14 protein-coding genes are annotated in these 13,567 nt (G+C 31.3%); 7 read left to right on the forward strand and 7 right to left on the reverse strand.

All coding sequences use genetic code 11. The features are described from left to right. Nucleotides 1-624: a DapH/DapD/GlmU-related protein gene (locus tag AC5YGC_RS04210; RefSeq protein ID WP_496139013.1), complete on the reverse strand. Its 624-nt coding sequence runs from the start codon at nt 622-624 to the stop codon at nt 1-3. Nucleotides 625-694: 70 nt separating this feature from the next. On the opposite strand from AC5YGC_RS04210, the gene AC5YGC_RS04215 reads away from it, so the two are divergent. Genes AC5YGC_RS04215 through AC5YGC_RS04230 form a run of 4 tightly spaced genes read left to right on the forward strand, consistent with a single transcriptional unit; the run spans nt 695 to nt 4,957 of the window. Next, nucleotides 695-1,384, forward strand: a complete 690-nt coding sequence (locus tag AC5YGC_RS04215; protein WP_496139014.1) for an HAD-IA family hydrolase — start codon at nt 695-697, stop codon at nt 1,382-1,384. A 50-nt stretch (nt 1,385-1,434) separates the two neighbouring features. After that, complete coding sequence (locus AC5YGC_RS04220) at nt 1,435-2,937, forward strand: MmgE/PrpD family protein (RefSeq protein WP_496139015.1); 1,503 nt, start codon at nt 1,435-1,437, stop codon at nt 2,935-2,937. Next, entirely contained in the window at nt 2,937-3,833 is an 897-nt protein-coding gene (gene prpB / locus AC5YGC_RS04225) for a methylisocitrate lyase (protein ID WP_496139016.1), read from the forward strand. Before AC5YGC_RS04220 ends, prpB begins: the two co-directional genes overlap by 1 nt. Continuing rightward, on the forward strand, nt 3,833-4,957 hold the full coding sequence (locus AC5YGC_RS04230) for a bifunctional 2-methylcitrate synthase/citrate synthase (RefSeq protein WP_496139017.1): 1,125 nt from the start codon (nt 3,833-3,835) through the stop codon (nt 4,955-4,957). Before prpB ends, AC5YGC_RS04230 begins: the two co-directional genes overlap by 1 nt. Before the next feature lie 103 nt (nt 4,958-5,060). Here the strand turns inward: AC5YGC_RS04230 and AC5YGC_RS04235 are convergent, their stop codons facing one another. Continuing rightward, the gene (locus AC5YGC_RS04235) at nt 5,061-6,074 is read right to left on the reverse strand and encodes a ribonucleotide-diphosphate reductase subunit beta (RefSeq protein WP_496140311.1); all 1,014 of its coding nucleotides are present in this window, start codon (nt 6,072-6,074) and stop codon (nt 5,061-5,063) included. 5 nt (nt 6,075-6,079) lie between these two features. After that, on the reverse strand, nt 6,080-8,017 hold the full coding sequence (locus tag AC5YGC_RS04240; RefSeq protein ID WP_496139018.1) for a ribonucleoside-diphosphate reductase subunit alpha: 1,938 nt from the start codon (nt 8,015-8,017) through the stop codon (nt 6,080-6,082). Between the two features lie 156 nt (nt 8,018-8,173). On the opposite strand from AC5YGC_RS04240, the gene AC5YGC_RS04245 reads away from it, so the two are divergent. From AC5YGC_RS04245 to AC5YGC_RS04255, 3 genes are read left to right on the forward strand one after another with little or no spacing between them, the layout of a single operon-like run. Further along, on the forward strand, nt 8,174-9,628 hold the full coding sequence (locus AC5YGC_RS04245; protein ID WP_496139019.1) for a phosphomannomutase/phosphoglucomutase: 1,455 nt from the start codon (nt 8,174-8,176) through the stop codon (nt 9,626-9,628). Further along, the gene (locus AC5YGC_RS04250; protein WP_496139020.1) at nt 9,612-9,893 is read left to right on the forward strand and encodes a hypothetical protein; all 282 of its coding nucleotides are present in this window, start codon (nt 9,612-9,614) and stop codon (nt 9,891-9,893) included. Before AC5YGC_RS04245 ends, AC5YGC_RS04250 begins: the two co-directional genes overlap by 17 nt. Nucleotides 9,894-9,932: 39 nt before the next feature. Next, nucleotides 9,933-11,072, forward strand: coding sequence for a glycine cleavage T C-terminal barrel domain-containing protein (locus AC5YGC_RS04255; protein ID WP_496139021.1), 1,140 nt, complete (start codon nt 9,933-9,935; stop codon nt 11,070-11,072). Nucleotides 11,073-11,182: 110 nt separating this feature from the next. Here AC5YGC_RS04255 and AC5YGC_RS04260 read toward each other — a convergent pair whose 3' ends face one another. The 4 genes from AC5YGC_RS04260 to AC5YGC_RS04275 all read right to left on the reverse strand — a co-directional run bounded on the left by AC5YGC_RS04260 (nt 11,183) and on the right by AC5YGC_RS04275 (nt 13,389). Beyond that, nucleotides 11,183-11,611, reverse strand: a complete 429-nt coding sequence (locus AC5YGC_RS04260; RefSeq protein ID WP_502313996.1) for a hypothetical protein — start codon at nt 11,609-11,611, stop codon at nt 11,183-11,185. Further along, nucleotides 11,611-12,156: a hypothetical protein gene (locus AC5YGC_RS04265; protein WP_496139023.1), complete on the reverse strand. Its 546-nt coding sequence runs from the start codon at nt 12,154-12,156 to the stop codon at nt 11,611-11,613. Before AC5YGC_RS04265 ends, AC5YGC_RS04260 begins: the two co-directional genes overlap by 1 nt. A gap of 288 nt (nt 12,157-12,444) precedes the next feature. Continuing rightward, nucleotides 12,445-12,822, reverse strand: a complete 378-nt coding sequence (locus AC5YGC_RS04270; RefSeq protein WP_496139024.1) for a hypothetical protein — start codon at nt 12,820-12,822, stop codon at nt 12,445-12,447. 3 nt (nt 12,823-12,825) lie between these two features. Next, the gene (locus AC5YGC_RS04275) at nt 12,826-13,389 is read right to left on the reverse strand and encodes a hypothetical protein (RefSeq protein ID WP_415277758.1); all 564 of its coding nucleotides are present in this window, start codon (nt 13,387-13,389) and stop codon (nt 12,826-12,828) included. Nucleotides 13,390-13,567: the final 178 nt, after the last annotated feature.

Raw genomic sequence — 13,567 nt, forward strand, 5'->3', positions numbered from 1 at the left:
TTATTTTATTTTTCTTTTATAATTTTTAACTTCATTTTGAGAACTTCTAGTTAAAGCCAATGAATTTTTTTTAACTTTTCTTGTAATCACTGAACCAGCACCAACAATACTATTCTCTTCAAGAGTAATGGGTGCAACTAGTGATGAATTAGATCCTATAAATACATTATCTTTGATTTTTGTTTTATTTTTATTAACACCGTCATAATTACAAGTAATTGTTCCAGCTCCAACATTAACATTTCTTCCTAATTGACTATCACCAATATATGATAAATGATTAACTTTTGATTTTTTCCCAATTGTGCTTTTCTTAACTTCAACAAAGTTTCCAATTTTTGATCCTTCTTCAAGAATGGTACCTGGTCTTAACCTTGCATAAGGACCTACTTCAACTTTATTTCTTATTTTGCAATCTTCTAGATGAGAAAACGAATTTACAATTACATTATTACCAATCTTAACTTTTGGCCCAATGACAACATATGGATTAATGGTAACATTTTTTCCAATCTTTGTATCTTTTGAAAAAAAAATAGTTTCTGGTCCAATCATTTTTACACCTGACTTTACAAAAAATTTACGTAATTTTTCTTGGTCAATATTAGAATTTATTTGTTTCATCTAGAAATATTTTTATATTAAGTGTATAGATAACTTAATTCACAATTTATTTCTTAAAAATACTTTATTAATGACTCAAAAATACTCAATTTTATTTGACCTAGATGGAACATTGGTCGATACCGCACCTGATTTAATGAATGCCCATAATCATGTAATGAAAAAATATGGCTATCCAACAAAATCTACTGCAGATATTCGAAATCTAGTTGGACAAGGAGCTGGGGCAATGATTGGTAGGTCTATATGGGGACAGGCTAAAAAAGAGTTTGGTAAGATTGATGATCAAAAAGTTAAAGCTGAAATGGTTAAGGATTTTGTTAATTTCTATGGAAAAAATATTATTAAAGAAAGCACACTTATTAATGGTGTAAAAGAGTTTTTAAAGTGGTGTAAAGAAAAAAAAATTTCAATGGCAGTTTGTACTAACAAACAAGAGCACTTAGCAATCGACCTTTTAAAAAAAATTGGGATTTATGATTACTTTGAGTATGTTGCTGGATCAGATACTTTTGATTACTGCAAACCTGATCCAAGACACATAACAAGTATAATTGAAATCATCGGTGGTGATGTAAAAAAATCTCTAATGGTTGGTGATAGTGAAACTGATGCAAATGCTGCAAAAGCTGCCTCTGTTCCTGTTATTTTATTAGAAAATGGTTATACAGAAAAAAATTCCAATGAAATTTACCATAATCATTTGATAAAAGACTTTATTGGTGTTGAAAAGATAGTTTCAATTTACTTAAAAGATTGATTTAATTTTTTTTCTTACTATTAATAGGGCTGCATAATTAAGGAGGCCTAATGATTTCGCACAAAGTTAAAGTTTACCCATCAAAAATTCATCTACCTAAAAAAAATCAATTAGCGTGGAAAATTGCTGAAATAGCTTCTGATAATGCAAAATTAGATAAGCCAGCTATTGAAATGGTTATTAATAGAATAATTGATAACGCTTCAGTTGCTATTGCTTCATTAAATAGAAAAGCTGTTATCTCTTCAAGAGAAATGGCACTAAAACACCCTAGAAAAAATGGTGCAAATTTATTTGGTATTGATTCAAAATTAAAATTTGATTGTGAGTGGGCTGCTTGGTCAAATGGAACGGCTGTTAGAGAGCTTGATTTCCATGATACTTTCTTAGCAGAAGACTACAGTCACCCTGGAGATAATATTCCACCTATTTTAAGTGTTGCTCAACAAACTAAAAAAAGTGGGCTAGATTTATTAAGAGGAATTATTACAGGTTATGAAGTTCAAGTTAATTTAGTTAAAGGAATTTGTTTACATAAACATAAGATTGATCACATTGCACACTTAGGACCAAGTGTAGCAGCAGGTTTAGGAACAATGTTAAAGTTAAATACTGAAACAATTTACCAAGCAGTTCAACAAGCATTACATACAACAGTTTCTACAAGACAATCTAGAAAGGGTGAAATCTCTAGCTGGAAAGCTTACGCCCCTGCTCATGCTGGTAAACTTGCAATCGAAGCAGTTGATAGAGCAATGCGTGGTGAAGGTGCTCCAAGTCCAATTTATGAAGGTGAAGACAGTGTTATAGCTAGAATATTAGATGGTAAGAAAGCTTTATATAATGTGCCTCTTCCAAAGAAAAAAGAATCTAAGAAAGCGATACTAGAGACCTATACAAAAGAATACTCAGCAGAATACCAGTCCCAGGCACTAATAGATATTGCTAAAAAACTTAATAAAAAAATTCCAAATTTAAATCAAATCAAAAAAATTGATATTCACACAAGTCATCACACTCATTACGTAATCGGTACTGGTGCAAATGATCCACAAAAAATGGATCCTAATGCAAGTAGAGAAACACTAGATCACTCTATTATGTATATTTTTGCAGTAGCACTTGAGGATGCTGATTGGCACCATATTAAATCATATACAAAACAAAGAGCTAATAAAAAAAGTACTATAAAAATTTGGAAATCAATTACTACTTTTGAAGATAAAAAATGGACTAAAAAATATCACGATCCTAATCCAAAAAATAAATCATTTGGTGCAAAAGTTATAGTTACTTTAAATAATGGCAATAAAATTATGGAACAATTAGATAGAGCCGATGCTCATCCATATGGAGCACGTCCATTTAAAAGACAGAATTATATAAATAAGTTCCTAACCTTAACAGATGGTATTTTAGATAAGAAGGAAAGTGCTCGTTTCTTAAAAGTTATTCAAAACCTTCAAAAATTGAAAGCTGGTGAGTTAAATAAATTAAATATCCAGGTTAAAAGAAGTCAAATAAAGAAAAATACAAAACAAGGAATTTTTTAGTGCATTTTGTAGATAAAGAGCCCGGTCAAAAAAGAGCTGACTTTGTCAGTAAACTAAAATCAAATAAAATTTTAAGAGTTCCGGGTGCTTATAATCCACTAACTGCAAAATTAATTGAAGAAATTGGTTATGACGCTGTTTACGTATCAGGTGGAGTTATGGCAAATGACTTGGGGTTTCCAGATATCGGTTTAACTACCCTTCAAGATGTTAGTACTAGATCTTATTTAATATCAAGAGTAACAAGTTTACCAACAATTGTTGATATAGACACTGGCTTTAAGTCTTGTGAGGAGACTATTAAAACTTTTGAAGAGTTTGGTGTGTCAGCTGTACACTTAGAAGACCAAGTAGAGCGTAAAAGATGTGGTCACTTAGATAACAAAGAATTAATTTCAACTGAAGAAATGGTTAAGAAAATTAAAGAATGCGTAGCAGCTAAACAAGATGAAAATTTTAAAATTATAGCAAGATCTGATGCTAAAGGAGTTGAGGGAATAGATAAAATGATTGATAGATGTAAGGCGTATATTGATGCTGGAGCTGAAATAATTTTTCCAGAAGCTTTACAAGATGAAAAAGATTTTGAAAAAGTTAGAAAAGAACTGTCGTGTTATTTGTTAGCTAATATGACTGAGTTTGGAAAATCTAAGCTATTCAATTATAAAGAGTTAGAAAATTTTGGATATAATATTGTGATTTATCCAGTAACAACACAAAGATTAGCCATGAAAAATGTAGAAGATGGCCTTAGAGACATCTTTGTGGATGGACATCAGAACAATATTATTGATAAAATGCAAACTAGAAAAAGACTTTACGAGTTAGTTGAGTATGAGAAATATAATTCGTTAGATGAAAAGATTTATAACTTTAGTACGGAAGGACATGAATAATGAGTGATGATATCAAAAAAGGTTTACTGGGGATAATTGTCGATGAGACTGAAATTTCAAAAGTTATGCCTGAAATTAATTCTCTAACTTATAGAGGTTATGCAGCTCAAGATTTATGTGCGAGATGTGATTTTGAAGAGGTTGCATACTTAATTTTAAATAAAGAATTACCTAATAAAAAACAAATAAAAGAATTTAAGAAAGAATTATCTAAGGAAATAAATCTATCTAAAAATTTAATTAGTATTTTAAAAAAAATACCTAAAAATTCTCATCCGATGGACGTTGCAAGAACTGTTGTTAGCGTCATGGGTCTTGAAGATAAAGAAACTAAAGATAATTCTCCAAAAGCAAATTTAAGAAAAGCAATTAGAATTTTTGCAAAAACACCTACTGCATTAGCTGCTTTTTACAGACTAAGAAAAGGGAAAAAAATCATAGCACCAAAGAAAAAATTTAATTTTTCTGAGAACTTTTTTCATATGTGTTTTGGAAAAGTTCCAAATAAAGAAATTGTAAAAGCTTTTGATGTGTCATTAATTTTATACGCGGAACATAGTTTTAACGTATCAACTTTTACCGCCAGAACAATTACTAGTAGTTTATCTGATATTCATGGAGCAATAACAGGTGCTATTGCAAGTCTAAAGGGGCCTCTTCATGGTGGTGCTAATGAAGAAGTAATGCACATGATGAAAAAAATTAAAAAACCTGAAAATGCTTTAAAATGGATTAATAACGCTTTGAAAAATAAAGATGTTGTAATGGGGTTTGGTCATAGAGTTTACAAAAGTGGAGACTCTAGAGTTCCGACAATGAGAGAGTATTTCAAAAGAGTTGCCATTATCAAAAAAGATAAAACATTTGAAAAAATATACGACATTGTTGAAAAGGTAATGATTAAAGAAAAAAATATTTACCCAAATGTAGATTACCCTACTGGACCAACTTACCATTTAATGGGTTTTGATACAGATTTCTTTACACCTATATTTGTAATTTCAAGAATTACTGGTTGGTCAGCTCATATTATGGAGCAGCATGCTGCTAATAAATTGATTAGACCTCTTGCTAGTTATAAAGGTAGTAAGCACAGAAAAGTTATTCAATTAAATCAAAGATAATTTTAAAAAACTTATCTCAAGACTATTTAATTTTTCATACAGATAAAAAAAAGGGACAGTAAAAACTATCCCTTTTTTAAATTTTAATTTGATAAAATGTGACCTAGCTAAAAGCTTCAGTCCAAGTTCCTTGCGTAGATGCTTTAGAATATTCAGTAGAACGACCTTCAAAGAAGTTCATATGTTCAACTGCATTCAACATAGAATCTAACCAAGTAAGTGGATTTTTTTGCACATCGTAAATTGGCTCTAATCCAAGTTGAGACAATCTTCTGTTAGCGATAAATCTTATGTAAAGTTTTACATCTTGCGCTGTAAGACCTTCCATAGGACCCATTTCAAAAGCTAAATCAATAAAAGCGTCTTCATGCTCAATGATTGTTCTACATGCTTTATAAAGTTCTTTTTTTAATTCAGGGTTCCAGATTTCTGGGTTCTCATGAATGAACTCTTTAAACAATCTAATCATAGAATTACAGTGCAACGTTTCATCTCTTACTGACCAAGTAACAATTTGGCCCATTCCCTTCATCTTGTTGTGTCTTGGGAAGTTAAGTAAGATTGCAAAACTTGCAAATAATTGTAAGCCTTCAGTGAATGCACTAAATACAGCTACAGTTAATGCAATATCTTTTTTTGAACTCATGTCAAAATTTTGCATGTAGTCGTATTTATCTTTCATCTCTTTATATTTCATGAATGCAGAATATTCTGATTCAGGCATTCCAATAGTATCAAGTAAATGAGAGTAAGCAGCTATGTGAACTGTTTCCATTGAAGCAAAAGCAGTCATCATCATCAAAACTTCTGTAGGTTTGAATACAGTTGTATAATGTCTTAAATAACAATTTTGTACTTCAACATCAGCTTGAGTAAAAAATCTAAAAATTTGCGTTAATAAGTTTTTTTCAGACTGAGTTAAATTTTTCTGCCAATCTCTAACATCATCACCAAGTGGCACTTCCTCTGGTAGCCAATGAATTCTTTGTTGAGTTAACCATGCATCATAACACCATGGATATCTGAAAGGTTTGTAAACTGGGTTTTCAACTAATAGTCCCATTTTTTGCGGTTGAACTATTTCTTCTTTTGGTGGTTGAATAATTTTAGTATTCATTTTTTCTACTGACATGATAGGCACTCCTCGTATTCTGGTTGTTCGGTTGTTTGTGGTTTTGATTTGTAAACGTTCGCAGTAACATCTGTTGCTTTAGTATCATTAACATTTTCCGCACGTTGAATCGATTTTGATCTACAGTAATAAAGGCTCTTTAAACCTTTTTTCCAAGCATCAAAATGAATTTTATGTAGTTCTCTTTTGTGAATATCTGCTGGTACAAATAGGTTAATTGATTGAGCTTGAGATATAAAAGGCGTTCTATCTCCACTTAATTCAATAATCCATTTTTGATCTAACTCAAAGGCAGTTTTAAAAACATCTTTTTCTAAATCAGTTAAAAAATCTAAATGAGAAACAGACCCTTCGTTTGTTGTAATACCAGACCAAACATCATCATTATTTTTCCCATGTTTTTCTAATAATTTTACTAAATATCTATTTCTAACGTTGAAAGATCCTGAAAGAGTTTTGTGAGTGTAGCTATTAGCTGCAACTGGCTCTACTCCAGGGGACGCTCCACCACATATAATTGAAATCGATGCAGTTGGTGCAATAGCAGTTTTATTTGAAAACCTTTCATTAAAACCATAATCAGCAGCATCTGGACAAGCTCCTCTTTCATCAGCCAAATCTTTTGAGGCTTGATCTACATGTTCTTGAATATGTTTAAATATCTTTTTATTCCAAACTTTACTCATAACAGATTCAAGTGGAATACTGTGTTTCTGCAAATAAGAATGGAAACCCATAACACCTAGGCCAACACTTCTTTCTTTTTCAGCAGAATATTTTGCATCATCAAATTGCTCTGGGGCTCTTTCAATAAAATCAGTTAATACATTATCTAAAAATCTCATAACATCATTGATCATAACGTTATCGTCTTTCCACTCATCATACTTTTCTAAATTTAAAGATGACAAACAACAAACAGCAGTTCTATCTCTTCCATTTTTATCTATTCCAGTAGGTAATGTTATCTCACTACAAAGATTAGAAGTTTTAACAGTTAAGTTAGCAAGTTTGTGGTGTTGTGGAATTTGTCTGTTAACTGTATCGATATAGATAATATAAGGTTCACCTGTTTCAATTCTTGCAGTTAACAATCTAATCCATAAATTTCTTGCAGAGATGGTTTGTTGTACAGTTCCATCAGCAGGACTTTTTAATGCCCACTGTTCATCTGTTTCAACAGCTCTCATGAATGCATCTGATACTAAAATACCATGATGAAGGTTCAAAGCTTTTCTGTTTGGATCTCCACCTGTTGGTCTTCTCATTTCAATAAATTCTTCAATTTCAGGATGATCAATTGGAAGATAACAAGCAGCAGATCCTCTTCTTAATGAACCTTGGCTAATTGCCATCGTCAACGAGTCCATTACTTTAATGAAAGGAATAATTCCTGATGTCTTACCTACTTTACCAATTTTTTCTCCAATAGATCTAAGGTTACCCCAGTAACTTCCAATCCCACCACCCTTAGCAGCTAACCAAACGTTCTCACTCCATAGATCAAGTATTCCATTTAAGCTGTCTGATGCTTCATTTAAAAAACATGAAATTGGTAAACCTCTTTTAGTTCCACCATTTGATAAAACTGGAGTTGCTGGCATGAACCATAAATTACTAATGTAGTTATAAATTCTTTGTGCATGTAAATTGTCATCAGCATATGAACTTGCAACACGTGCAAATAAATCTTGGTAAGATTCGTTATTTCCTAAGTATCTATCTTTTAAAGTTGCTCTGCCAAAATCTGTTAATTTAGAATCTCTTGTTCTGTCAATTTTAATAATGATGCCTTTTTCATTTTGAAAAAGTTCAGTGTCATTACTAAGTGAAAATAAATCTGGTCCTTTATTTTTTGAAAGTTCGCTATTATCAGGGCTATATTCGGAGACAGCTTTCTTAAGTGCCTGTGATAGTATTTTGTTCATATTTTAATATTTTATAAGTTTTTTTTTACAAAACAACTACATGTTGTATGCTGAAAGCATTGATACACCATATAAATAGTTATTCAACAGAACATTTATAGAACATAGAAAAAAAATATCAATAAAAAAATAAAATGAATGTAAGAAAGGTTAGCAATGACAACAAATTTAAAAATAGATCCATATGGCTTCAGGGAGTATGACGCAAGGTGGTTGTATGAGAAGGACATAAACCAACTCGGAATAGAGAATCTAGGTAAAGGTTTGGGCACTCAAATTATAAAACATACAAAAAAAACGAATCCAAGAGTAATTGTGGGTCATGATTATAGATCTTATAGTGAAGAAATAAAATCTGCTCTTAAAAAAGGACTGCTTTCAACGGGATGTAATATTGAAGACATAGGTTTATCTCTATCTCCTACTGTTTATTTTGCACAATTTAATTTAGATGCAGATGCTGTTGCAATGGTAACCGCTAGTCACAACGAAAATGGTTGGACTGGAGTTAAAATGGGTATCAAAAAAGGTTTAACCCATGCACCAGAAGAGATGAAAGAATTAAAAGACATTACTTTAAATGAAAATTTTATTAAAGGTGAAGGTAGTGAAAAACAAATAGAAGGTTTTCAACAAATTTATAAAGATGATTTAATAAATAAAAATAAAATAACAAAAAAAATTAAAGCAGTTGTTGCATGCGGTAATGGTACTGCTGGAATATTTGCCCCTGAAATTTTAAGAGGAATTGGTTGTGAAGTAATAGAGCTTGATTGTGATCTTGATTGGACTTTTCCAAAATACAATCCAAATCCAGAAGATTTAGAGATGTTACATGCAATAGCAAAAGCTGTAAAAGATAATAATGCTGATATTGGTTTTGGTTTTGATGGTGATGGCGATAGAGTTGGTGTAATTGATAATACAGGGGAAGAAATATTTTCAGATAAAATTGGATTATTGATTGCAAGAAATTTATCTAAAACTCATAAAGGCTCAAAATTTATCGTTGATGTAAAATCAACTGGATTGTACGCAACTGATAAAGTTTTAGCGAAAAATGACTGTGAAACTATTTACTGGAAGACAGGTCACTCTCATATTAAAAGAAAAGTTAATACTGAAAAAGCTTTAGCTGGATTTGAGAAAAGTGGACACTTTTTCTTTAATCAACCTTTAGGTTTTGGTTTTGATGATGGAATTAATTCAGCAATTCATGTGTGTCATTTACTAGATAACCAAAATAAATCTATGCATGAAATTATAAAAGAACTCCCTAACACTTTTCAAACACCAACGATGGCACCCTTTTGTAAAGATGAAGAGAAATATCAAGTGGTTGAAGAATTAGTTAAGCAAGTAAATGTAATTAAAGATAATAAAACTAAAATTGATGATCAGGAGATTAGCGAAGTACTAACTGTTAATGGTATCAGATTTTCTTTTAAAGATGGTTCATGGGGATTAATTAGAGCTTCATCAAATAAGCCATCTCTTGTTATTGTAACTGAAAGCCCAACATCGAATGAGAGAAAGAAAAAGATCTTTGATTTCATTGATGACCTTTTACAAAAAACTGGAAAAGTTGGCGAGTATGATCAAAAAATATAAATATTTACTAATCTTAATCCTTCTTTTTACCTCTAAAAGTTACGCACTAAGCCCTGAATATGAGAAAGAATTGTACATTGGTTGCTACACTAACTCTAAGCAATACCTTGGTACAGATGGCGCTAAAATATACTGCCAGTGCACAATTGATAAATTAAGTGCAAAATTCAATGACGAAGAAATAGATGAAGTCTTCAGTAAAGAGCCTGATGAAATTCAACAACTTACAGAGTTCGCTACAATTGAGTGTGAGGGTAATAAATAACATCTTTATATATGTAAAATTTTTTTATAGAATTTAAGTGTGTATAAAAAAAATCTTAACTTTGGAACACAGATTAGAAAATCTCCTTACTTTAATTCAACTGTTAAATGGGGTGCAACGGGTTTTTCAGTTTATAATCACATGTACATTCCTCGTGACTTTGGATCCCCTGAACAAAACTTTTGGAATTTAGTTAATGAAGCAATTTTATGTGATGTTGCAGTTGAGCGACAAGTAGAGATTACTGGACCAGATGCTACAAAATTTATTCAACTGTTAACACCAAGGGATTTATCAAAACTTTCAGTTGGACAATGTAAATATGTTTTAATAGTTAATAATGAAGGTGGAATTTTAAATGATCCAGTTTTATTAAGGCTAAAAGAAAACCATTATTGGTTATCCCTTGCAGATAGTGATGTTTTATTATGGGCACAAGGCGTTGCGGTAAATTCAAATCTTGATGTTAAAATTATCGAACCTGATGTCTCCCCTCTTCAATTACAAGGACCAAACTCTGGAAAAATTATGGAAGCTTTATTTGGTGAAAGTATTAATGATCTTAAATATTATTGGTTACGTGAATTAGATTTAGACGGTATTCCTTTAGTCGTCTCTCGAACAGGTTGGTCAAGTGAACTAGGTTACGAATTATATTTAAGAGATGGCTCTAAAGGAGATGAACTTTGGGAAAAAATAATGTCAGCTGGTAAACCTCACGGATTAAAACCAGGTCACACATCATCGATTAGACGTATTGAAGGTGGAATGTTATCGTACCATGCAGATGCTGATATTAACACGAACCCTTATGAACTAAATTTAGGAAGACTAGTTAACCTTGATACTGGTATAAATTTTATTGGTAAAGATGCTTTAAAAAAAATAAACCAAGATGGCATTAAAAGAAAACAAGTTGGAATGATCTTAGACTGTGATCCTTTAACTGGACCTAACACTACCTTTTGGGAAATCTTAAAAGACAAACAACAAGTTGGTAAAATTACTTCTGCCGTTTATTCACCGAGATTAAAACAAAACATAGCCCTTGCAATGGTTTCAATTAACAATTCAGAAATTGGAACGGTACTTGATGTTAAAATGAACGACAAAATCATTAAAGCAACGGTTGCTGAAAAACCTTTCTACGATCCTAAAAAGAAACTAGCAAGTTCATAGCAATAAGAGTATTTATAAATCATGTTAACTCCAAAAGATTATATATCTCTCTACTTACTCGTTATTATCTTAACGGTAGTCTCGGTTAACTTCATGTACCGACTCTATTTTTAGTAATATTCCTTATCTTTTTTTTTAATAAAAGACCTAGATGAGCCAAGTTTCCCTTTATTTATAGGTTCAGAACAACTCACAAAGTGCATTCCTCGATTGGGATCTTTTCTAGGAACGCTTGTAAAGACAACCTTGTTCTCATCTCTTCTCAACTTTTCTAGCTCTTCTTTTCTCTGACGGTCTCTCATTTCTTGATATTCTTTAAGTTCATCAACCTTGTCATCTTTCTCTTCTTTTACAGGCTCATCTTTTAAATAAAAAGTAGACGTATCAATATCTTCAACTTTTGCCTTTGTTTCTTCTGATTTTGCATAAGCCGCTTCCAGTTCTTTTATCTTTTCATTAAATGGCTTTGTTTTGACACAAGAATTATTATCTTTATCAAAAGCTGATATTTGCCAATCAGGTGTATTACGTTTTACCATTAGGTCTCCTTTCCTTTAGATTTTTTATATCTTAAATACTGATTAATTAAGTTTGATTGCCTGCTTAACAATCTTCCCTCCATTGTATTTAATTTCATCATCCGATCACCACCGCTGCAATCTTTAACATAAGCTGCACCCATTAATTCACTTCTGCGATCTAGATCCTTTTTAATGGTTTGATGAAACTCCTTATGCTTAATTTTAACAAAGCTAGGGCTGTTATAACTCCTATGATATTCAGACATTTCTATACCAAACACCCCACATTCAATTTGAGGTATTCGTTGTAACCTCCACCCTATACTAATGATTTGTTGTATAATTAAGCCACTGATTGCATCAAAGACCTCAAAAGTTTTAAACATAAGATCTACATAACCTTTGTATTGCTCTGTATCTTCACCAACCATCACATGATGTTCTGCATAAATGCCAAGTTTTATTGCATTCATTGATACTTTTTCTTTACCTAACTTTGTTTTAGGTCCAGTAGACCTTCTTGCATTATTTTTATTAGCAAGAGTTTGCTTGGATGACGCCATATTTTTTTTCCTTAATTTATGGGTCTTATTTGTGAGATAAGTAATTATTTAAGCACTGCCTCTATGAATAATATTTATTCGGGGCGCATAGCAAAACGCTAAGAACTTCTTTATATCCTATTGTCTTTAATATTCAACAGAACGTTTATAGAACGTAAGAAAAAAAAACTAATAACCAATTTTTTTTAATAAAAATGTCAAAATTTTATAGGACTACATGGGAGACTATAGGACTTTATAAAATTAAATAAGATAACGTGGGATTTTTAATAATTTTTTTATTTATTTTTATTCTATATTTGTAGTTTCAACATCACATTTATAATGTTCTAAGAACCTATTATTTTTATAATCATACTTTGATAATGTCATGCTAGGTTTTGTATCTCCATCAAGCAAAATCATTTGAAACCCTAACTCATAATCTGCAAACCTTGCAGTTATCTGGTTTTCACCAATATCTAATTTATTAGCTTCAATCATGACAAATTCACCCTTCTCTTTATCAAAGTATTCAAGCCCTACAGCTTGCATTGTAAATTTTAAAGGGTCATGCTTTCTTCCAATGACTACATATTTCATATCAAGGCATGAGATTTTCAAACCTTGATCAGCGTTAGAGGTTGTTGGTAATAATAGTAAGATTAGTAAAATAATTCTTAACATTATCTAACTATCCAAATCATTAAGAGTTTTACATAGCTTATTGGCCTCTAAGACGGATGGAACAAGCTTATCTAATTTCCAGTTATTAGTTGTTATGTCAAAATACTTAGCTGCTTTAAAATCGACCCCATCTACTATCTCAATTTCATACTTCTGAAATTCATCATAGAATTCTTTTAAAAAATGCATGTATTCTTTAATAGGAAATGTACCCAAACTAAACGATACCCTGTATCCCATTAAAAAAGGTGAAACACTAATAACATTTGCTGTTACATCTACACCGTTAATCTTTATCGGAATGTTTTTGTCTATTAATTGCTTAATATCTCCAGGTTTTTCATAGGTATAAAAAGTAAAGTTATTATAAACTTTTTCACAATCATCTTCAGATGAAATAAAAAAATTCAATGAATCCCCATGAGTAATTTCACCTGATACTCTGGCATAGGCTAAGCTGTTAAATTGATCGATGGTCCATTCTTCATGATCTGCTTGAGCTTGATAGGCAATGACTAATAGAAACAAAAACAAGTGAGCTGATACAAAAATTAAGAACCGCTTCATGATTTAAGCTCCACATTTATTCCGTTTTTCTTGAGTATTTTGATTATTTTCTCCCAAATGATGCTGTTATGGGTGCTGGGACTGAGTTCAAACTTGAAGGTTTGTTTGTAAACTGGGCTGCAGTTATCATAAGCAATGTAAGCGCTTACATGACAGTATTTATTAATACCGTTTATTT

Source organism: Candidatus Pelagibacter sp. uisw_138 (assembly GCF_059512485.2).

Bases quoted from the DNA above. Each gene is read 5' to 3' on its own strand.
- AC5YGC_RS04210 (WP_496139013.1), bottom strand. From the start codon at position 624: ATGAAACAAATAAATTCTAATATTGACCAAGAAAAATTACGTAAATTT.
- AC5YGC_RS04215 (WP_496139014.1), top strand. From the start codon at position 695: ATGACTCAAAAATACTCAATTTTATTTGACCTAGATGGAACATTGGTC.
- AC5YGC_RS04220 (WP_496139015.1), top strand. From the start codon at position 1,435: ATGATTTCGCACAAAGTTAAAGTTTACCCATCAAAAATTCATCTACCT.
- AC5YGC_RS04230 (WP_496139017.1), top strand. From the start codon at position 3,833: ATGAGTGATGATATCAAAAAAGGTTTACTGGGGATAATTGTCGATGAG.
- AC5YGC_RS04235 (WP_496140311.1), bottom strand. From the start codon at position 6,074: ATGAATACTAAAATTATTCAACCACCAAAAGAAGAAATAGTTCAACCG.
- AC5YGC_RS04240 (WP_496139018.1), bottom strand. From the start codon at position 8,017: ATGAACAAAATACTATCACAGGCACTTAAGAAAGCTGTCTCCGAATAT.
- AC5YGC_RS04245 (WP_496139019.1), top strand. From the start codon at position 8,174: ATGACAACAAATTTAAAAATAGATCCATATGGCTTCAGGGAGTATGAC.
- AC5YGC_RS04250 (WP_496139020.1), top strand. From the start codon at position 9,612: ATGATCAAAAAATATAAATATTTACTAATCTTAATCCTTCTTTTTACC.
- AC5YGC_RS04260 (WP_502313996.1), bottom strand. From the start codon at position 11,611: ATGGTAAAACGTAATACACCTGATTGGCAAATATCAGCTTTTGATAAA.
- AC5YGC_RS04265 (WP_496139023.1), bottom strand. From the start codon at position 12,156: ATGGCGTCATCCAAGCAAACTCTTGCTAATAAAAATAATGCAAGAAGG.
- AC5YGC_RS04270 (WP_496139024.1), bottom strand. From the start codon at position 12,822: ATGTTAAGAATTATTTTACTAATCTTACTATTATTACCAACAACCTCT.
- AC5YGC_RS04275 (WP_415277758.1), bottom strand. From the start codon at position 13,389: ATGAAGCGGTTCTTAATTTTTGTATCAGCTCACTTGTTTTTGTTTCTA.